19 protein-coding genes and 1 riboswitch are annotated in these 20180 nt (G+C 62.9%); of the genes, 5 read left to right on the top strand and 14 right to left on the bottom strand.

Annotated features, from left to right (window positions below; all coding sequences use genetic code 11):
- Positions 1 to 21 precede the first annotated feature (21 nt).
- The 8 genes from IE053_RS10365 to IE053_RS10330 form a co-directional block, all read right to left on the bottom strand.
- Positions 22 to 282, bottom strand: a complete 261-nt coding sequence (locus IE053_RS10365; protein WP_189575671.1) for a spike base protein, RCAP_Rcc01079 family — start codon at positions 280 to 282, stop codon at positions 22 to 24.
- 84 nt (positions 283 to 366) lie between these two features.
- Positions 367 to 654 carry a DUF167 domain-containing protein gene (locus IE053_RS10360; protein ID WP_189575669.1) on the bottom strand — a complete coding sequence of 96 codons (288 nt, stop codon included), beginning with the start codon at positions 652 to 654 and terminating at the stop codon, positions 367 to 369.
- Positions 655 to 938: 284 nt separating this feature from the next.
- On the bottom strand, positions 939 to 1697 hold the full coding sequence (locus tag IE053_RS10355) for a DUF5131 family protein (RefSeq protein WP_189575667.1): 759 nt from the start codon (positions 1695 to 1697) through the stop codon (positions 939 to 941).
- Complete coding sequence (gene tcmP / locus IE053_RS10350) at positions 1697 to 2563, bottom strand: three-Cys-motif partner protein TcmP (protein ID WP_189575665.1); 867 nt, start codon at positions 2561 to 2563, stop codon at positions 1697 to 1699. The genes IE053_RS10355 and tcmP overlap by 1 nt, the downstream gene beginning before the upstream one ends.
- Positions 2564 to 2606: 43 nt before the next feature.
- A complete protein-coding gene (thiC, locus tag IE053_RS10345; RefSeq protein WP_189575663.1) occupies positions 2607 to 4481 on the bottom strand; it encodes a phosphomethylpyrimidine synthase ThiC in 1875 nt (624 codons plus the stop codon).
- A gap of 129 nt (positions 4482 to 4610) precedes the next feature.
- A riboswitch (TPP riboswitch) is annotated at positions 4611 to 4704 on the bottom strand.
- A gap of 77 nt (positions 4705 to 4781) precedes the next feature.
- Positions 4782 to 6566 carry an ATP-binding protein gene (locus IE053_RS10340; RefSeq protein WP_189575661.1) on the bottom strand — a complete coding sequence of 595 codons (1785 nt, stop codon included), beginning with the start codon at positions 6564 to 6566 and terminating at the stop codon, positions 4782 to 4784.
- Positions 6567 to 6652: 86 nt separating this feature from the next.
- On the bottom strand, positions 6653 to 7945 hold the full coding sequence (locus IE053_RS10335) for an adenylosuccinate synthase (protein ID WP_189575659.1): 1293 nt from the start codon (positions 7943 to 7945) through the stop codon (positions 6653 to 6655).
- 69 nt (positions 7946 to 8014) lie between these two features.
- On the bottom strand, positions 8015 to 9661 hold the full coding sequence (locus IE053_RS10330) for a M28 family peptidase (protein ID WP_189575658.1): 1647 nt from the start codon (positions 9659 to 9661) through the stop codon (positions 8015 to 8017).
- 126 nt (positions 9662 to 9787) lie between these two features.
- Between IE053_RS10330 and IE053_RS10325 the strand changes: the two genes are divergently transcribed.
- Positions 9788 to 10795 (top strand): DMT family transporter, encoded by a 1008-nt coding sequence (locus IE053_RS10325; RefSeq protein WP_189575657.1) that lies wholly within the window; start codon positions 9788 to 9790, stop codon positions 10793 to 10795.
- Here IE053_RS10325 and IE053_RS10320 read toward each other — a convergent pair.
- Both IE053_RS10320 and IE053_RS10315 read right to left on the bottom strand, forming a co-directional pair.
- Entirely contained in the window at positions 10690 to 11475 is a 786-nt protein-coding gene (locus IE053_RS10320; RefSeq protein WP_189575655.1) for a PhzF family phenazine biosynthesis protein, read from the bottom strand. The genes IE053_RS10325 and IE053_RS10320 overlap by 106 nt on opposite strands.
- Positions 11472 to 12161: a J domain-containing protein gene (locus IE053_RS10315; RefSeq protein WP_189575653.1), complete on the bottom strand. Its 690-nt coding sequence runs from the start codon at positions 12159 to 12161 to the stop codon at positions 11472 to 11474. The genes IE053_RS10320 and IE053_RS10315 overlap by 4 nt, the downstream gene beginning before the upstream one ends.
- Before the next feature lie 136 nt (positions 12162 to 12297).
- Here IE053_RS10315 and IE053_RS10310 point away from each other — a divergent pair, with 136 nt between their 5' ends.
- Both IE053_RS10310 and IE053_RS10305 read left to right on the top strand, forming a co-directional pair.
- Complete coding sequence (locus IE053_RS10310) at positions 12298 to 13680, top strand: NAD-dependent succinate-semialdehyde dehydrogenase (RefSeq protein ID WP_189575651.1); 1383 nt, start codon at positions 12298 to 12300, stop codon at positions 13678 to 13680.
- Positions 13681 to 13743: 63 nt separating this feature from the next.
- The gene (locus tag IE053_RS10305) at positions 13744 to 14112 is read left to right on the top strand and encodes a hypothetical protein (RefSeq protein WP_189575649.1); all 369 of its coding nucleotides are present in this window, start codon (positions 13744 to 13746) and stop codon (positions 14110 to 14112) included.
- Here IE053_RS10305 and IE053_RS14675 read toward each other — a convergent pair.
- The 3 genes from IE053_RS14675 to dapA form a co-directional block, all read right to left on the bottom strand.
- Positions 14109 to 14540: a cupin domain-containing protein gene (locus IE053_RS14675; RefSeq protein ID WP_373302883.1), complete on the bottom strand. Its 432-nt coding sequence runs from the start codon at positions 14538 to 14540 to the stop codon at positions 14109 to 14111. The two genes, IE053_RS10305 and IE053_RS14675, sit on opposite strands and share 4 nt — an antisense overlap.
- A gap of 304 nt (positions 14541 to 14844) precedes the next feature.
- Complete coding sequence (smpB, locus tag IE053_RS10295; protein ID WP_189575645.1) at positions 14845 to 15330, bottom strand: SsrA-binding protein SmpB; 486 nt, start codon at positions 15328 to 15330, stop codon at positions 14845 to 14847.
- A gap of 6 nt (positions 15331 to 15336) precedes the next feature.
- Complete coding sequence (gene dapA, locus IE053_RS10290) at positions 15337 to 16218, bottom strand: 4-hydroxy-tetrahydrodipicolinate synthase (protein WP_189575636.1); 882 nt, start codon at positions 16216 to 16218, stop codon at positions 15337 to 15339.
- A gap of 127 nt (positions 16219 to 16345) precedes the next feature.
- Here dapA and IE053_RS10285 point away from each other — a divergent pair, with 127 nt between their 5' ends.
- Positions 16346 to 18538, top strand: a complete 2193-nt coding sequence (locus tag IE053_RS10285) for a lytic transglycosylase domain-containing protein (protein WP_189575634.1) — start codon at positions 16346 to 16348, stop codon at positions 18536 to 18538.
- Here the strand turns inward: IE053_RS10285 and IE053_RS10280 are convergent.
- Complete coding sequence (locus IE053_RS10280) at positions 18489 to 18923, bottom strand: DNA polymerase III subunit chi (RefSeq protein WP_189575633.1); 435 nt, start codon at positions 18921 to 18923, stop codon at positions 18489 to 18491. The two genes, IE053_RS10285 and IE053_RS10280, sit on opposite strands and share 50 nt — an antisense overlap.
- Before the next feature lie 104 nt (positions 18924 to 19027).
- On the opposite strand from IE053_RS10280, the gene IE053_RS10275 reads away from it, so the two are divergent.
- Complete coding sequence (locus IE053_RS10275; protein WP_189575631.1) at positions 19028 to 20101, top strand: mitochondrial fission ELM1 family protein; 1074 nt, start codon at positions 19028 to 19030, stop codon at positions 20099 to 20101.
- Positions 20102 to 20180 lie beyond the last annotated feature (79 nt).

Genomic DNA, 20180 nt, shown 5'->3' with positions numbered 1-20180 from the left:
CGTGGGTCAGTCCAAGGCGCATCACGCGAGGCCGACAATACCTGTCGCGGTCGTTCCTGTGGCAAGGATTCGCGTGGCTAGAACAGCGTACTGAACACCTGACTGGAGACTCGGAAGGGTGGCAGTGTCACCGCCCGTCGTCATCACGGAAACGTCACCGCCGGTCGTGACCATCAAGCCACGGATGGGCGTGATGAGGTCAGCGGCGTCGTCGGGGCCCACACTGAAAGCACGGCTGGGCGGACTCTCGAGGCCCGGCCGGAGGGTTGTGAGGTCGGTCATAGGTTATCCCTGCTAAAATCTTCGTCGGCACACAGCCTAACTGCGCTGGATCGGGCGGGGATAACTCTTGCGCGTATAGGTCGCTCAGGCGTCGAGGAGCCTCTGCACACGCGCGTCGAAGTCTGGGGGCGCTTCGTCGATGGCGAGGGTCTTGTCGCGGGAGGTCTGGCCCCTGGCGACGGTGACGGCGCGCGGCGGCAGGCCCAGCGCCTCGGCCACAGCCGCGCAGACGGCCTTGTTCGCCTTGCCGCCCTCGGGAGGCTGGCTTACCCGGACGATCAGTCGCGCGCCGGAGGGCGCATCATAGCATCCGCCCACGGAAGGCCTCTTCGCACCGGGCGTGACACGGACGGGGAGAAGACGGGCAGCCATGGCGGGTCCCTACGGCAACAACAATCGCCAGGCCAGAGCCCGGCGGGTTCGGCCTCGAGGGGGATGACCCCCTCTTGTCCGCCCCGCCGGCACGCCGTGCCTGAGTTGGGCTCATGGACCAGCAGGCGAACAAGGAGAAAGGGACCCCTCCGGCGTATCCGCCGAACCCCGCTCCTGCTGACACTGGGAGAATAGCGCAGGTTGGTGGGGCGGGGATAAGTTATTACTCGGGGATTAGTCGCTGCGAACGACTTCTAGCTGAAATTTGCTACCAGAGGGGCCGCTCAAGCGAATTCACGCACAGGCATCTCATCCCAAGTTTGGCCTCGATACTCCCGACCAGTCTTCTTTTTGTTCACGCCACCCCATTGCTTGAAAAAGAAGCTCACCCCGGACGCTCGGCACAAGTCGTAGATTCGATTGACCCAAGCCTCACTCATTGGGCGGGAGTTGGGGCCCGACTCGCCACCAACAATTGCCCAATCGATTCCGCTGAGGCTTACACGCCCAACATCCCCGATCAGTGGCTCAAAGGAAACGAACCGCACTTCTGCAGGGCATTGGCGAAGAAAACGAATGCGATCTTTCACACGAGCGTCTTCTACCGAAGTGCCTATCCAGACGTTGCGCGCGACTGCGCGTTGTCGGCTAATCAGAAACTCACGCATTCTGTCTGGCCGCTTGGTTAGAAGCTGGAATGTGTGGCGGCTTTCAACTTCCATGACTGACCACACCTGTTCGATGAATTCGAATGGGACATTCGGATGGAACAGATCTGACATCGAATTTACGAACACGATCCGCGGCTTTTTCCACGAACGCGGCAGTTCGAGCGCATGCTCGACTAGGTTGACATTTCCGGTCCAAACATGTCGCCGACCAGATTTTCTTGTCAGATTACGATAACTTGGATGGTCCATCGACTGCAATCTTGCCGCCATCCGCATCGCGTAGCAGTTGGTGCATCCCGCCGACATGATCGAACAGCCTGTCACCGGGTTCCAAGTAACTTCAGTCCACTCAATGTCAGATATCGTTGCCATCACGCGTTCTTATAGACTGCACTGACCAGTCTTCGACAAAGTCCAATGGCTTTCGGTTCCGGATTCGCCGAGGCAAAAATCAATGAGTACCAATGCCGTCCATTAGGACCAAGCGGTAGCCAGCCATCGTGGACATAGCCCGAGAATTTGCTCTGTATACGCTCAAGCATATACTCAGTTGCTGAGTCTGGCGTTACGAGCCTTTCGGACTGGTTAACAGATCCGAACAAATCCTCAACCTGCGATTCTCGCGTGAAACGCTCAGCCCAGTCAGAAGTTCCGTATAGAGAGTTCAGCGAGTCCACGTGAGTGGGATGGATCTGACCATCACGGGACACTTGACGAAAAACGCCCAAGCCCGCTGGAAACAGGTACCAAAGATCGATCGCCTTGGTGTCAGCGATCATCTCCAGGGTTTCGAACGAAATCTGATTCCCATACGGATCGAAGAACATAACAGTTCTTGTCGTCCTGAAATCAGTGCTTTGACAGAAATCACGGACAGCTTCATTGGCGTCTTTCCTGAGCAAGGTGCTTTTTTCCGACAAGCCAACGTCATCGACACGCTGCTTGAGCGCCGTCAGTTTCCGGCCGTTCTTTTCAGAGAACACGTATCGATCGAACGCCGGGCGTGTTTGCAGTGCCCGCTCTGCCGATCCCTCTATCACGTCGTCCTTGTCTAAAACGTCGCGGAGCAGTGCGGGCTCATCAGCCGTCGAGGGAATTTCTCCAGACCCCGCGAAAGCATCGAAATAGACCCTAGAAAAGCTCTGATTCTTGAGCGCAATATTGTATACCTTAAGGTACTCAGCGATAGCGTTGAGTTTTCTAGATGTATGCGTTCCGCCGAAAGGTTTCTGGGCCATGGCCCGTTAGAAACAAAACACGAACGCAGGTCAATCCTCTTACTCACTCCACATCCAAATAAAGCTCAGACCCCTTCTCGCGGTAGAGCTGGCTCATGTCCTCCATGCCTTTCTTCCGCTCGGCGTCGGACATGGCTTCGAGGTCGGCCTTCTCGTTGTCGCTCAGCCCACCTGCGTAATCGCGGACGTCTTGGGTGATCTTCATGCTGCAGAATTTGGGGCCGCACATGGAGCAAAAGTGGGCGGTCTTGTGGGCCTCTTTGGGGAGGGTCTGGTCGTGGAAGTCCCTTGCCGTTTCGGGGTCAAGGGAGAGATTGAACTGGTCCTCCCAGCGGAACTCGAAGCGGGCGCGGCTGAGCGCGTCGTCGCGGAGCTTGGCCGCGGGATGGCCCTTGGCGAGGTCGGCGGCGTGGGCGGCGAGCTTATAGGTGATGACGCCCACCTTGACATCGTCCCTGTTCGGAAGACCCAAATGCTCCTTAGGCGTCACATAGCAGAGCATGGCCGTGCCGAACCAGCCGATCATCGCCGCGCCGATGCCTGACGTGATGTGGTCATAGCCGGGCGCGATGTCGGTCGTCAGCGGGCCGAGGGTGTAGAACGGCGCCTCGCCACACTCGCGCAGCTGCTTGTCCATGTTCTCCTTGATCTTGTGCATCGGCACGTGGCCGGGGCCCTCGATCATCACCTGCACGCCATGGTCCCAGGCGATCTTCGTCAGCTCACCGAGGGTTTCGAGCTCTGCGAACTGGGCGCGGTCATTGGCGTCGGCGATGGAGCCGGGGCGCAGGCCGTCACCAAGGGAGAAAGTGACGTCATACTGGCGCATGATTTCGCAGATCTCCCGGAAATTGGTGTAGAGGAAGCTCTCCTTGTGGTGGGCGAGGCACCACTTGGCCATGATCGAGCCGCCGCGGGAGACAATCCCCGTCACACGATCCGCCGTCAGATGAATATAGGGCAGGCGCACGCCGGCGTGGACGGTGAAATAATCGACGCCCTGCTCGCACTGCTCGATCAGCGTGTCGCGATAGACCTCCCAGGTGAGGTCCTCGGCGATGCCGCCCACCTTCTCCAGCGCTTGGTAGATCGGCACGGTGCCGATGGGGACCGGCGAATTGCGCAGGATCCACTCGCGGGTGTTGTGGATGTTCTTGCCGGTGGAGAGGTCCATCACCGTGTCCGCGCCCCAGCGGGTGGCCCAGACCATCTTGTCGACCTCTTCCTCCACCGATGACGTGACGGCGGAGTTGCCGATATTGGCGTTGATCTTGACCAGGAAGTTCCGGCCAATGATCATCGGCTCAGCCTCGGGGTGGTTGATGTTGACCGGGATGACGGCGCGGCCCTTGGCGATCTCGTCGCGGACGAATTCCGGGGTGACGAATTCAGGGATGGCGGCGCCGAAGCTCTCTCCGTCAGCAGCGCGCAGGGCAGCACCTTCGGCCGCCTGCTTGCGGCCGAGATTCTCCCGGATGGCGACGTATTCCATCTCCTCCGTGATGATGCCGGCGCGTGCATATTCGAGCTGGGTGGCGAGCTTGCCGGTGAAGCGCTTCGGTTGCGGCACGTTGGGGAAGGCACGCGCGAGGTAGTCGCCTTTTGCGCCGCCATTGTCCTCAGGTTTCACATCGCGGCCGGTGTAGCTCTCGTGCTCACGCCGGGCGATCCACGGCGCGCGGACAGGGGGCAGGCCGCGCTCGACATCGGCGACGAAGCCTTCCTCCGTATACGGGCCTGAGGGATCATAGACCGGGAGCGGCGCTTCGCCTGAAGACGGGTGCAGGATGATGTCACGGACGGGGGCCTTCACGTCCGCGAAGCGGTCCGACTGGACGTAACGCTTGATCGATGAGGGGAGCGGGCCGGTGGTGACCTTCGGGGTCTCGAAATCGGATTGCTTGGTGGGCTTGTTCATGGATTGACCCCTTTATGCGTGGTCTGAGAAAGTGGTGAAGGTCGTGCCGCAGGCGGCGAGAAGCGCCGCTCTGCCCCAAGACAGAGGGAACGGGGGAGTGCCCCGGAATGTCGCGCAAGGCTGCGCGGCTTGGTCCATCATGGCCGTTCCTCCGCCGGTCTTAACCGGATCAGGTTCTAAGGGTGCGTCTCAACCCCTGAGTGGGGTGCCCCTCGGCGAGTGCGGGGAGTAGCGCTTCGCGCAGCGGGAAGCAAATGCGACTGTCAGCCGCCAGTGCCAGGGCGACAGGGCGCGGCGGGCTTATGCGGCGGCGGCCTTCGCGAGGCGGACCGCTCGCGCTGCCGCGCTCAGGAGTTCGCTGCGCCGGACCGGCTTGGCGACATAGCCGTCAAAACCGACACCGAGGAAAGCCTCGACGTCCTCGGGCATGGCGTGGGCAGTCACTGCAAGAACCGGGGGCATCTTGTCCTCGCCGCGCATGGCACGCATCCGGGCGAGGACTTCGGGGCCGTCGAGCTGGGGCATCGAGATGTCGAGGAGGACGACGTCGAACTCGGTCGCCTGGAACAGCTCGAGCCCATCGAGGCCCGAGGACGCCGTCGCGATCTTGGCGCCGGTCGGCGTCAGCAGGGTCTCCAGCACCTTGAGGTTCACCGCATTGTCGTCGATCGCGAGAATACGGCAGCCATCGAGGGGCTCGCTGGGGTCTTCGTCCGTAGCCTCCGGCACCGAGGCCAGGGACTCCCTTTTCGCCACCGGCAGGGCGAGGTCGATGATGAAGCGCGAGCCCTCGCCCTTCTTCGTTTCGACCCGCAGGGTGCCACCCATCGCTTCCACGAGGCCGCGCGTAATCGTGAGACCGAGGCCGGTGCCGCCGTAACGGCGGGTCGTCGAGCTGTCAGCCTGGGTGAAGGGCTCGAAAACGCGCTCGGCTTCCTCGGGCGTCATCCCGATGCCCGTGTCCTCGACGGTGATGAGGACATCATTGGTCCCGCGCTCTTCCACCCGGAGGGTAATGGACCCGGATTCGGTGAATTTGACGGCATTGCCAGTGAGATTGTGCAGGACCTGAACGAGACGGTGCTCGTCGCCGATGCGACGGTCCTGAAACCGATTGTCGACCTCCACACGAAGGTCGAGCCCCTTGCGCTGCGCCTCGGCGGCGTAGAGCGCGGAAACCTTTTCAACCACGTGACGGAGCGAGAAGGCCTCGGCTTCGAAGGCAATGCGGCCAGCCTCGATCTTCGACATGTCGAGGACATCGTTGAGAAGGACAAGGAGGAGGTCCGAGGCCTGCTGCATGACCTTGATCTTGACCTTGGCATCCTCGTCCAACTCTGCCTCCTCGAGTGCGGCAGCCATGCCGATGATGCCGTTCATGGGGGTACGGATCTCATGGCTGAGGGTGGCGAGGAAGTTGGTCTTTGCGGCGCTTGCCGCCTCGGCGACCTTGCGGCGCTGTTCAGCTTCGAACTGCGCGTTGCGCAGCTCGCGGCTTGTGTTCTGGTAGGTGCGGAAGGCCACGGCGAAATGGCCGATGAAGACCGCGGTCGCAAAAAGAAGCGAGCCCGTCGTGGCGAGCGAGACCTGCGGACCACCGAAAAAGGCCAGCAGTGGGAGAGTTACCGTGGTGATCGCGTGGGGAAGGAAGCTCGAGTAGAATGTCGTGGTCTCGTGATGCATGTGGAGCATCACGTGGACCATGCAGCCCGACAGCCAGAAACCGGCGAAAATCTTGAACCCCGGATCGGGGCTGAACCATGCAAGAACGCCAATACTGCCGTAGATGAACGAAGCCTGGATATTCGACAGGCATAGAATCACCATCTCCCGGGTGGACACCGGCTTGATGCGAAACTCCGGCAGGATACGGCGACGAAGGATTGTGTCGAAAGCCTGGCTGACCAAGAGGATACCCAGCCCGATCGCGGGAATCTTCCATCCGAAGCTGAGGCTTACGAAGCCGAAGCCGATGACCGCGATAATGATGCGGGTCGGCAGCTGCGCTTCACGGGCGCGCGCCGTTGCCTTGAGACTGGAAAGCCGTTCCAGCTCCCGGTTGCTGCTGCCCTGGTCCCCAGACATCGGTCCTCTCCTCGACACTCTAATGTTGCAGAGGAGCGTTAATCGCTACTGAACCCGGCGGCGAAAAGTTCACCTATAGCTTGAAGTCAACTTTCGAAAGGATCCTTCATCAGGATGACGTCTTCCCGCTCGGGCGAAGTCGAAACCAGCACCACCGGGCGATCCAGGAGCTCTTCGATCCGCCGGACATATTTGACCGCTTCGGCAGGAAGGTCGGCCCATGAGCGCGCCCCGGCGGTGGAGCCGCTCCAGCCGTCAAGCTCTTCGTAGATCGGCTCGGCCTTGGCCTGCTCGGCGGTGCCCGCGGGGAGGTAGTCGATCTCGCGACCGTCGATCCTGTAGCCGACGCAGACTTTAAGCTTCTCGAAGCCATCGAGGACATCGAGCTTGGTCAGGGCCACGCCGTCGATACCCGAGGTGAGCAGGCTCTGCCGAACGAGCGCCGCATCGAACCAGCCGCAACGGCGCTGGCGTCCGGTGACAGTGCCGAACTCGTGGCCGCGCTCGCCAAGCCTCTGGCCAATCTCGTCATGAAGCTCGGTCGGGAATGGGCCGGAGCCAACGCGGGTGGTGTAAGCCTTGACGATGCCGAGGCCGTAAGCCTGGCCCGCCGAGCCCATGCCCGTGCCGGTCGCCGCCTGGCCCATCACCGTGTTGGACGAGGTGACGTAGGGGAAGGTGCCGTGATCGACATCGAGAAGGACGCCTTGGGCGCCTTCGAAAAGGATGCGTTTGCCCGCCCGGCGTGCCTCTGCGAGGAGCTGCCAGACAGGGGTGGCGAAGGGCAGGAGCTGCTCCGCCGCATGGCGCAGGCTCTCCATGACCGAGGCGGGCTCGATCGGCTCGGCGCCGAAGCCTTTCCGGAGCGCGTTGTGGTGGGTCAGGAGGCGCTCGATGCGGCTCTCGAGACCGTCGAGGTCCCGCAGGTCGGCGACGCGGATGGCCCGGCGGCCAACCTTGTCTTCATAGGCAGGGCCGATGCCGCGGCCCGTGGTGCCGATCTTTCCGGCACCGGCGGCTTCTTCGCGCAGGCGGTCGAGCTCGCCATGAAGGGGCAGGATGAGGCAGGCATTCTCCGCGATAGCGAGGTTCACCGGCGTGATCTTCACGCCCTGGCCTTCGAGGCGCTCTTTCTCGCTGGCGAAGGCCACGGGATCGATGACGACGCCTGAGCCGATGACCGACAGCTTGCCTTCACGGACGATGCCGGAGGGCAAGAGCGAGAGCTTGTAGACCTTGCCGTCGATGACCAGCGTGTGGCCTGCATTATGGCCGCCCTGGAAACGCGCGACGACTTCCGCCCGCGCCGAGAGCCAGTCGACAATCTTGCCCTTGCCCTCGTCGCCCCACTGGGCCCCGATCACCGCGACATGCGCCATTGTTTCGCCACTCCTATCAGTCGCCTGCGCCCTAGGCCGATCACGCACGGAATGAAAGAAGCCTCCTGGCTACTTTTCAGCCATCGGGCCGCCGAAGGTTTCGGCAAAGAAGTCGCCTGTGTTCCAGACAGGCGTCTGCTCGACATCGGCAACACCGCGAATGACCTCCGTGTTGAGCGCAGCGAAGAGGGCGAGCTGGTCAAACATGACGAGATCGATCTCGTCAGAGGGCTGATGGTAATGGGTGGAAAGGAACTTGGGGAATTCCTCCGCCCCCTCGCCGCCGAAGCCGGTGAAAAGGAAGACCGACGGCACGCCCTGCTTGACGAAGCTGAAATGGTCGGATCGTGTAAAGATGCCCTGCTCCGGGATCGGATCGGGGACGAGCGGGATGCCGAGCCCCTCCCCTGCCCGCGCCACGATGGGGCCGAGGGAGGAGCGGTCGCTGCCGAACGCCACGAGATCGACGAAGGGGAACGTCAGGACCGGCATGTCGAGATTGATGTTGGCCACGACCTCCTTGCCCAGCAGGACAGGATTGCGGGCGAGATAATCCGAGCCCTGAAGGCCTTTCTCTTCCCCCGTCAGCGCTGCGAACATGACCGTGCGCTTGGGCGGGTTCGCCGCCAGCTCGCGGGCGGCTTCGAGGAGCGCTGAAACGCCGACGGCATTGTCCATCGCACCGTTGTAGATGCCGTCACTGCCATCGGGCTGGGGTTTCATGCCCACATGGTCGAGATGCGCGGTGACGACAACGATCTCGTTGGCAAGCTGGGCGTCCGTTCCCGGTAGGATACCGATGACGTTGGGGCTTTCGAAATCGGAGACCGTGTTGTCGAAGCGCATCGAGGCCTCGATGCCGAGATTGACGGCCTCCACCAAAGCTTCTTCCGAGGCGATCCCGGCCGTCACCTGCTCCCAGTCATGGCCTGCCCTCTCGAAGAGCTTGCGGCCACCTTCCGCGCCCATCACGATGGTCCCCGCAAGGCCGGGGGCTTCGGTCCAGGCCCGGCCGCCAGCACCGACCCAGGTGACGGGGTCCTCCGAAAGAGCACCCTCAGCATACCGATCGAAATTCCGGACGTTCTCTTCGTATTCCGGAGTAAGGATCTGGACCAGCCCGAGGGCACCCTGCTCCGCTGCCGTGCGGGCCTGCATGCGAGAAAAGGTGGCGCGCTCTTCGCTGCCGAGGAAGGACGGCGCGCCGCGGAACACGGCGACGATGGCACCTTCGGCTTCGATGCCTTCATAGTCATTGCGCCCGTGACGATCGGAAACGAGGCCAAAACCTGCATAGACGACGGGGGCGTTCTCGACCGAAGCCTGCTCGGTCCGGGACAGGCCGACGAACTCGAAGCGCGGCTCGAATGGCTCTCCGTCCACCGAGAACTCCGCCCCGCCATCGAGATTGGATGAGAACCTGCGCAGCGGCACCTTTTGATAGTAGCCCTCGGCCTGGGAGACCGGGTCGAGGCCCAAAGCGAGGAAGCGCTGGGCGATGTAGAGGGCTGCGAGCTCATGGCCGCGGGTGCCTGCCTCACGTCCTTCGAGGAGGTCATCGGCGAGGAAACGGACATCCGCCTCGAGCCTCGCCTCGGCTCCGGGCCACCTTTCGTCTTCGGCCATCTCGATGACTGCAGGCTCCGCATCAGGCCGGGCTGGCTCCGAACAGGCGGCGAGAGCCATCGCCGCCGTGCCCAGCATCACAAAACGCATACCGCCCTCCCGCGGGAACTTTCGGAAAAGCGGCGTAACACTCTTTGCTCCGGGGAACAGCTAAAGCCCTGTCATGCGCGGATGCGGCAGCTTGTGCAGTGCACCCGCGCGGCCTAGCTGGCGCGGATGGCCGCACCCGCTCCCATCTCGAAACCGACCCGCGCCGACTGGTTCGGATGGGGTATGGTGGCGCTCGGCGGCGGGTCCGCGCCCTCGGCGATCAATCTTGCCATCGAGACAGCACCGCCGACGGTGGTCGCGACGGTCAGGCTCTGGTCCGCAGCGGCGTTGCTTCTGGTCTACATCTTGGCAACCGGAAGGCCGATGGCCTCGCCGCTCTCGAAAGAGGGCCGTTCGGTCTGGCTCTACGCCATCGCGGCGGGGTTCATGGGATACGCCATGCCGTTCCTCCTGTTCCCCTACGCCCAGCTCCAAGTCAGCTCGATCATGGCCGGGATCGTGATGGCATTCCTGCCCGTCATGGCAGTCATCATGGCTGCGGCCTTTGCCGGGGAGCCCATGACCAGGCGGTCGCTCACCGGCGTGCTGGTCGGCTCGACAGGGGTCCTTTTCCTGATCGGTCCTGCCTTGCTCGGCGGGGCCAGCGGAACCGTGGCGGGCATCGTGATGCTGCTCATGGCCGTCTTCGGTTACGCGTCGCTCGGCGTCATCATGCGGCGGGCACCGGAGTTTCCGGCGCGCAGCTTCGCCGCGATGATGATGCTGGCGGCGGCGATCATGTCGACGCCGGCGATCTTCATCTCGGACCTCGAAGGCATCTCTGCCGCAAGCTGGGCGGCCATCGCCTATCTCGGCATCGTGCCGACAGGGATCAACGCGATCCTGATCGTCGCCACGGTCAGGCGGGCCGGTGCCGCCTTCCTGTCGACAAGCGCCTATGCCTCTCCGGTGCTGGCCGTCTTTTTCGGGATCCTGTTCTTTTCAGAGCCGCTTCACCTTTATCAGGTCCTCGGCCTACTGACGATCCTGACCGGCATCGCGCTGACCCAGAACGCCTTCGCAAGGCTTCAGAAGACCATCGTGCCGCGCATTGTCACAACGGCATTTCCGAACAGAAAAACGCGGTCACCGGAAAGCAGGCAGGAGGCATCTCCGCCGCGGGCGGATGCCTGATGGGCCGTGATCTCGGTCTTGCCGAGTTTTTTTGACCAGTAAGGCACCAGCATGGCGTGGAGAGATCCCGTGAAGGGGTCCTCGGGGATGCCGAGCTTAGGCGCGAAGAGACGGCTGACGATATCGGTCTTCTTCCCCGGCGCCGTGATCCCCAGTTCGGGCACCGGCAACGCTTCGATCGCAACCATGTTGGGCCGGACGGCGCGGACATCCTCCTCGGTGGGAAGAACGGCGAGCCAGAATTGGCCTTCAAGAACCTCGAGTGGCTCGGTTCCAATGGCATCCGCGAGGCTGGGCGGATTCTCGACCTTCTTGGGCATGTTGGCGGGCAGGTCGAGCGAATAGCTCTCGCCCTTACGGCCCACCGCCAGTGTCCCCGACTTCGTCTCGAAACGGATGCTTTCGGCTTCGATGCCATGTTCCGTGAAAAGAGCGAACCCCGACGCGAGGGTGGCATGGCCGCAGAGGGGAACCTCTCCACCGGGCGTGAACCAGCGAAGGTCGTAATAAGCGTGCTCACGCTGAACGAGGAATGCGGTTTCGGAGAGGTTATGCTCCTGCGCGATCTTCAGGAGCGTGGCGTCATCGTAGAACCGGTCGAGCACCATGACGGCGGCAGGATTGCCTGCGAAGGCTTTGTCCGTGAACGCATCGACGACGGTGAATTCATGCTCCGTCATGCCGCTTCACGCTCTGCCATGACCTTTTCATAGGCTTCGTTGATTGCTGCCATGCGGTGCTCGGCAATGGAGACGAGCTCTGCGGGCACCCCGCGGGCAAGCATGGCATCGGGGTGATGCTCCTTGGCAAGCTGGCGATAGCTTTTCTTGAGTTCATCCGTAGGCATATCATGTGCAACGCCGAGAACCGCATAGGGATCGTCTTCGTCAAGGCCCACATGGGCAGCTTTCACGCGGCGGAAGCAGGCTTCGGAAATGCCGAAGGCATCTTTGATCCGGTGCAGGAGCTCAAGCTCGCCCGGATGCAGCACGCCGTCGGCCATCGCGACGTGGAACAGGCAATCGAGCACGTCCTCGAGCACAGCCTCCTCGCCGCGGAAGAGGCGTCCGACCTGCTTGGCGTAGCTCGCATAGCCAGCCACATCGGCCTTGGCGAGATCGTAGACCAAGCGGACCTTGTGCTCTTCGGCTGGGGGGACCTCGAAGAAGTCACGGAACGCCGCGAACTCGTCCTCCGTGGCAATGCCGTCCGCCTTCGCCATCTTGGCGGAAAGGGCGATAAGCGCGATCGAGAAGACGGCGGCATCGCGACGGCGCTTCCTTTCTTCGATCGCATCCATGACGGCGCTGAGGGTCGCATCCCTCGCCGATTCAAGAATGGCGGCAATTCGTTCCCACAAGGTCATCGGAGCGTTCTGCACCAAGAACCATGACGGTTCCAACACCCGAAAATGACTGAGTGGACAGGATAGGGATGCCGGCGTGCCGCCGGGCGCTGGCAAAGGCGCTGGGCGGGCACGGGAGGAAGGGTATGTAGAAACCATGAGCATTCAAAGCCGCAACCCCGCCACCGGAGAGGTGCTGGAAACCTTCAGCGCCCTTTCAGACCATGCCATTGAGGACAAGATCGCCCGCGCCGCGGAGGGCGCCGAGGCGCTGCGCCTCCTGCCCGTGAAAGACCGGGCGAGGCTGCTCGAGAAACTGGCAGGCCTCCTGGAGGAAGGATGCGAGGATCTCGCGACAATCGCGACGATGGAGATGGGCAAGACCCTCGCCGCCGCGAAGGCCGAAGTGAAGAAATGCGCCTGGGTCTGCCGCTACTACGCCGAGCATGGACCCGAGTTCCTGCGCGATGACCCTGTCCAGATCGACGAGGGGTCGGCCTATGTCGCGCACCTGCCGCTGGGCCCGATCCTCGCGGTGATGCCCTGGAACTTCCCCTACTGGCAGGTCTTCCGCTTTGCCGCGCCCGCGCTGGTAGCGGGAAATCCCGGCCTCCTGAAGCACGCTTCGAACGTCCCGCAGTGTGCGCTGGCGATAGAGGATCTGATCAGGACGGCGGGTTTCCCGAAGGGCAGCTTCCAGACGCTGCTGATTGGTTCGGACAAGGTGGAGAAAGTGCTCCGTGACAAGCGGGTGCGCGGCGCGACGCTCACAGGCTCGGGACCTGCGGGATCCGCCGTGGCTGCACTGGCTGGCGAGGAGATCAAGCCGTCGCTGCTGGAACTCGGTGGCAGCGATGCCTTCATCGTCATGCCATCGGCTGACCTCGATGCGGCAGCGCAGGCTGCCGTGACAGGGCGAACCCAGAACAATGGTCAAAGCTGCATCGCCGCGAAGCGGTTCATCATTCATACGGAGGTCTATGACGGGTTCCGCGACAAGTTCGCCGAGCGGCTGAAGAGCTTGAAGATCGGCGATCCGATGGCGGAAGATACCGATATCGGGCCTCTCGTCTCTGCCGATGCCAGGGACGATATCCTCGAACAGGTCAAGCAAAGCATCGATGCTGGCGCGAAGCTCTCCTTCGGCGCGGAGAAGGTGGAAGTCGACGGCTTCCCCAACGGCGCCTGGTTCTCGCCGGGGATGATGGAAGACATTCCTGAGAATGCGCCTGCCTATCGGGACGAGATTTTTGCCCCTGTCGCGCTGATGTTCCGCGTACCAAACCTCGACGAGGCCATCGAGCTTGCCAATAACAGCGATTTCGGTCTCGGCTCCGCCATCTTCACCAAGGAGAAAAGCGAAGTCACCCACGCGGTACGGCGCCTCGAGGCGGGCGCGACAGCGGTGAACCGCATCGTCGCGTCTGATCCGCGGCTGCCTTTCGGTGGCGTGAAAACCTCAGGCTACGGACGGGAGTTGGCGAAGGACGGCATGATGGCGCTCGTCAACAAGAAGACCGTGACCATCAGCGGGCTGTAGCCTGTTGTTGCGCCCGGCGGCGCGGCCTCTAGGATCGCGCCGGACATCGGGGAGGCAGATTCGATGCTGACGACGACTCTCGCAGCCGCTCTCGCGCTGACGGCGCAGGGGCCCACGGACTACACGGTCGAAATTCTCTACCAGGAAAAACGGTTCCTGCTGAGCCGCACCTACCAGGTGAGCGAGGAGATTGACCTGCGCGATGGCTCCTTCGAGGTGCCTGACCCTGCCAATGGAGAGGGACCCCTCCTCTCTGGTGAGGTCAAGCTGCAGGGAGGCGAGGTGCTGGCGGTGATGGAAATCTGCGCGCCGGGATCCGACCCCTGCGAAGTGGCCGGTGAGCCAGAGTTGCGATTCTCTCTCGGAGCAAGGGCGACGATCCGGGAGAGCACGGGCCGTGCTGTCTGGCGTGTGGTCTTCAAGCCAAACTAAGCGCGGGGATTGAAGCCCTCGGGCGCCATCTCGAAGCCTGAAAACTCGAACCCCGGCGCCACGGTGCAGCCGACGAGGGTCCACGCGTCGGTGCTCTCGGCAGCCTGCCATGCGCCAGCGGGCACGACAGCCTGGGGGCGCTCGCCTTTGAGAATGTCCGGGCCCAGACGGATGTCCTCGTCACCGATCCGCAAGATGAGCGGCGCGCCTGCATAGTAGTGCCAGATCTCTGCAGCATCGACCCTGTGCCAGTGCGAGCGCTCGCCCTTGCGGAGGAGGTAGTAGATCGCGTTTCCGACGGATCGTCCGTCTACAGCGCGCGGGTCACGGAAGGTCTCAGCGAAATGGCCGCCTTCGGGGTGGGGCTGGAGACCGAGAGCTCGGATGATGTCGTCGGGGGTCGGTTTGGATCGCCTGTGTGCGACCAGAAATCGCTTGGCCCAGCGCGTGATCGCACCCGCAGTGGAGGTCCTGAACAGAAGCGTATGCAGCTCGATACGTCCACGCCGCGTATCGCCATTTTCCGCGAGGACTTCTGCGAACTCTTCCCACCCCGGATCAGTTCTGCCGGAATCGCGGCAGGCCTTCTGTGTGGCTGCAAAGAAATCACCCGCCGTGACAGCTTCGAGCAAATCGTCGTCACCGAACTCGAAGCCGAAAGCCTTCTCGACGTCCTTCACGAGATCGGCGTCGTCACCATCACCGACGATCCCAAGGTCGAGAAGCGTCTTCTCACCCATAATCCTTCAGCAGGCGTTGTTTCTGCCTGCCCCATTCGCGGTCTTTCTGGGTCTGGCGTTTGTCGTGGAGCTTCTTGCCTTCGGCGACAGCGATGTCGAGCTTCACGCGGCCGTTCTTGTCGAAGACCATCCGTAGGGGGACGATGGTCCGGCCCTGCTTCTCGACCGCGCCGACGAGCTGGTTCACCTGGCGGCGGTGAAGGAGGAGCTTCCTGTTCCTCTTGGGCTCGTGGTTCTCCCGGTTGCCGCCTGAATATTCGGGTATGTTGGCGTTGATGAGCCAGATCTCGGGGCCATTGGGGCCGTTCTCCGGCGCGCAGTAGCTCTCGGCGATGTTCGCCTTGCCTTCACGCAGGGCCTTCACCTCGGTCCCGGTCAGGACGATGCCGGCCTCGATCGCGTCGTCGAGCTTGTACTCGAAACGGGCTTTCTTGTTCTCGGCAATGAGCTTGCGCGTGGGTTCGGTTTTCTTGGCCATCAGGCGTCAGAGATCGAGCGTGGCCAGCGCCTCGTCAACCAGCCTGCGCGCTTTTTCATTGGCCGGGACCAGCGGCAGGCGCAGCTCCTCTTCAAGAAGCCCGAGCTTTGCCAGTGCATATTTCGCCGGTGCTGGCGAAGCATCGGAGAACATCGCGTCGTGGAGCGGCGTGAGCTGGTCCTGGATTTTCAGCGCCTCCGCATAGTCACCGCGCAGGCAGGCATCCTGCATCCGGGCGCAATGGGCCGGCGCGACATTGGCGCTGACCGAGATGCAGCCCTTCCCGCCCATGGCGTTGAAGCCGACGGCGGTGATGTCCTCGCCGGACAGGAAGACCATGTCTTCGGGGCAGGTGATCCGGTGCCGCGCCATGCGCGCGAGGTCGCCTGACGCATCCTTGAGCGCGACAACGGTTGGCAGCCTGGAAAGCTCGGCGATCAGGTCCTCCTTGAGGTCCGATGCCGTGCGGCTGGGCACGTTATAGACAATGAGCGGCAGGTCGGTGGCCTCGGCCAGCTTGGTGTAGTGGGCCAGCAGCCCAGCCCGTGACGGCTTGTTGTAGTAGCCCGTGGTGGCCATCAGCGCCTGCGCACCGACGCGCAGGCTTTCCTTGGCGAGGGTGATCGCGTCCCGCGTCACATTGGCGCCGACGCCCGCGATCACGGGGATCCGGCCAGCGGCGATGTCCACCGACATGCCGATCACGCCGATATGTTCCTCCTCAGTCATCGTGGCGGCTTCACCCGTGGTGCCGGCAATGACGAGCGCCTTGGTGCCGCCCGCGATCTGGCGTTCGATCAGCGCTTTCAGGGCCTTCTCGTCCACCTTGTCGCCGGAGAACGGGGTAACGAGGGCGACCATCGAGCCGGAAAGCCATTCGGGCGTCATGTGTTTCTCCTTCCGCGGAACGCGCGCGGGGCGAGGGCTACGCCCGCCAGCCTTTCCCCGCAAGTTCTCCGGAGTTTGATGCGAAGAAATGGATGCGTTGGCGCAAGATTTGATTCAGGATGGGGTCATGAGCTTGAGGCATCTCGTCACCGCTTTCGCGATCTTGTTCCTGGGCGCTGCCGCGGCGGCCCCTGCGCCCTCGCTCAAGCCTCCAGCGCCCGTGTCTCCCTATATCGCGCAGGACCAGGCGCAACGCCTGCGGGCCGTGTTCGAGAACCTCGACGACCGCCAGTACGAGGCGGCCCGAGCGGCCCGGATCGGGATCACCGATCCACTGGCCCGCACCATCGCGACCTGGGCGATCCTGCATTCCAACGATGAGACGACGACGATCGAGGAGATCGATGTCTTCCTCGATGCGCATCCAGGCTGGCCGAACCCGCTGACCCTGCAGCGCAAGGCCGAGCGGATGCTGGATGACGAGACCCCGACCTCGACGATCTTCACTTTCTTCGACACGCGGGACCCGATCACCGGTTTCGGCAAGGTGCATCTTGCCCGTGCACTGCTCGATCTGCGGCGCGAGGACCTCGCCCGGGACTATATCCGCAAAGCCTGGATCGAGCATAACTTCAACACATCCGACAGCCAGCAGATCCTCGAGCGCTATGGCCGTTACCTCACCGAAGAGGACCATTTCGCTAAGGCCGACCGGGCGCTTTTCCGCCGCTCGACGGGCGGAGTCGAAGATGTCCGCGGCCTGCTCAGCGAGACCCGCGCCAAGGAGGTGCAGGCGCGCTACGAACTGATCCGCGGGCGGCGACACGGCGTGATCCTGTTCGAGGCCCTGCCGCCGCAGAGCCAGCGCGATTCAGGTGTGCTGCATGCCATCGTCCGCTACCTGCGGCGGGCCGATCTCGAGGAAGAGGCGATCGAGCTTGCGGGCCTCGCCCCACTGAACCCCGAAAAACTGCGTGATCCCGATGGGTGGTTCTATGAACGCAAGCTGCTTGCGCGTTGGGCCCTTAAAGAGGGCCGGTTCGCGGATGCCTACAACCTGTCAGCCTATTCCGGCCTCGAACAGGGAGCGGACTTCGCCGAGGCGGAATTCATGGCCGGGTGGACAGCGCTGCGGTTCCTCAACGACCCGGCACGGGCACGGGCACATTTCGATTTCCTGACTTCAGGCGTGACTTCGCCGATCAGCCTCGCCCGCGGAAACTACTGGCTGGGCCGTGCCTACTCGGCCATGGGCGACGAGGTCCGGGCACGGGCACATTATCTCGTGGCGGCAGATTATCCCTATACATTCTATGGCCAGATGGCGATCGAGACGCTTGGCTCGGCGGCGCCGGTCTTCGCGTTTCCCGAGGCGGTCCCCGTCACGGATGCCGACCGGAAGGCCCTCGACGACCGTGACCTCGCCCGGGCGATGCGCATTCTCGACCATATCGACCAGAACCTAACCTTCCGGCGCTTTGCACTGGCGCTCGATGACCAGCTCGAAAACGAGGGCGAGGTTCGCGCCTATGCCGAACTTGTCCGGCAGGCGCATGAGTTCGACCTGATCGTCCGTGCAGGGAAGACGAGCCGCCGCAATGGTGCCGGGGTCGCCGAGGTCGTCTACCCCCTCGTCCCGGTGCCCCAGACGGCGACGGCCTTCGTGGAGGAACCCCTGATCCTTGGCCTCAGCCGGCAGGAATCGGAATTCAAGGTCGATGCCTACTCCTCCGCCCGCGCGAAGGGGATGATGCAGCTTCTCGATTCGACGGCGCGGATCACGGCACGGAAGGAAGGGATCCCCTGGGAACGGGATCGTCTGCTCACGGACCCTGTGTACAACATGACACTCGGAGCGGCGCATCTCAGCCACCTCCTCGACCGTTTCGGCGGCAGCTATGTCATGGTTCTGGCTGCGTACAATGCCGGGCCGCACAGGGTCGATGACTGGGTCGAAACCTATGGCGATCCGCGCGATCCGTCCGTGGATCCGATCGACTGGGTCGAACTGATTCCCTTTTCCGAAACCCGGAACTACGTCATGCGGGTTCTCGAAAACACCCAAGTCTACCGCTCACGGATCACCGACCTGCCGCTTGGCCTTCAGCTGACGGAAGACCTTACCCGAGGCAGCGCGTCGAGTTTCGCTTCGATCGGCCAACCGGTCCCTGCACCCAATCTGTGGCTGGCTGCCGATGTCTCGGGCCCGCCGATCATCACGCAGCCTCAGCTGGACCGTCACCCGATGGCGCTGGTCCGCGCAGAAGGGCTCATCCCGCCCGTTCCCACCGTCCCTCCGGCGACTGCCGCCAATAGGTGACCACAAACCCTTCGGCCTTCAGGGACTTCCAGCGTTCCCGCGCCTCAGGCGCATCCTCCGCCATGAACAGGAGCACCGAACGCTGGAAACGCTTCATGCCCTCGGCGGCCATGTCGGTGCCCGGCGTGAGGAAAAGCGCATCAGCACCATTTTCGGCTTCATCGCCAGTGGTCAGCAGGACGGGCTCCTCCGCACCGCTTGTCCCGTGCGGCAGGAAACTCTCGTCGCGATAGGTCCAAAGCGCCTCATCCAATGCCTCCATCGCTGCCTGGTCGCGGCACTTCACCAGTGCCCGCCAGCCCCGTTTCAACGTCTTCTCGAGAAGGCTCGGCAACACCTTTGCAGGCAAGGAGCGCTCGAGATGGTAAAAGAAGACCTCGCTCATGGTAAATCCGCGTTAGAGTTAACGGCTTCGCTTCCTTTTAGGTCTATCAACAATGGCGACCGACCGGGCAAGGGCACCGGACGGGTTGGAACGGGAGGCGCCTCGTGCAGAACAAACTTGGGCTTCAGAAGGGACGCGCTGCGGAACAGACGCCGCGCAAACGCAGGGTTTCCGTGACCGATATGCGCCGCATCGTCGTCTGGGCCGTCAGTGATGGCCGCGCCGGGATGGAGAATCAGGTGCTGGGCATTGCCGAAGCGATCCAGCGCCGCATCCCCGCGTCAATCGTTACCAAGCGGATCGAGATCGACCCCAAGTTCGAGAACCTCCCCCACTTCATGTGGGGCAACCCTTTCGAACGCCTGACCGAGGACAGCGACAAGCTGACCGCGCCCTGGCCCGACGTCTTCATCGGTTGCGGGCGCCGTGTCGTGCCTTTCGCGAAGGCTCTCAAGCAGCACTGCTTCACCGTGCAGACCCAGGATCCGCGGTCCAATCCCGAACATTTTGGCCTTGTCGTCCCGCCAGCCCACGACCGGCTCAAGGGCAAAGGCGTCATGCCGATCCAAGGCAGCCCGAACCGGCTGTCGAAAGAGCGCTTGAAGCTGGAAGGCCAGCTCCTCAACATGTCCCTGCCCCGGGACATCCAGTTCAAGACGCCCTATTGCGCGGCCCTGATCGGGGGTCCCTCCAAGGCCTATCGTTGGAACAGTGCCGCCGAGGATGCCATCGTCGGCGGCATCGCCGCAGCGATCCAGGCCGGGCATTTCGTTCTCGCAACGACCTCGCGCCGGACGCCGCAATCCTTTGTCGAGCGGCTCCGTTACAGCTTCAAGCCGTCAAAGCTCTGGCTTTGGGACGGCGAACCGGTGGGACCGATCGACAATCCTTATTTCGGGATGCTCGGCCTTGCCGAAAGGATCCTCGTCACGGAGGAGAGCGCCAACATGATTACCGAGGCAGCTTTCACCGGCAAGCCGGTGCATCTCCTGCCATTGCCGGGCGGTGGTGCGAAATGGCGCCGCTTCCATGAGGGCCTCGTGGCCCGCGGCGTGCTGCGACCCAATGCGACGCTCGGCGAGACCTGGACCTACCCGCCCCTGAGAGAAACCGACCGGGTGGCCGACGAGATCGTCAAGAAGCTCACGCTCCGCGGGGTGATCGAACCGGGCGCCTGACGCCCGCTGCGAACAAGACACAAAGAAAGCCCGGAAGCATCGCTTCCGGGCTTTCTTGTTGTGCGGTCCTCGGGAGAAG

It is taken from the genome of Parvularcula lutaonensis, assembly GCF_014651915.1.
GTDB lineage: Bacteria > Pseudomonadota > Alphaproteobacteria > Caulobacterales > Parvularculaceae > Parvularcula > Parvularcula lutaonensis.
This window is presented reverse-complemented; position numbering and strand designations above follow the sequence as displayed.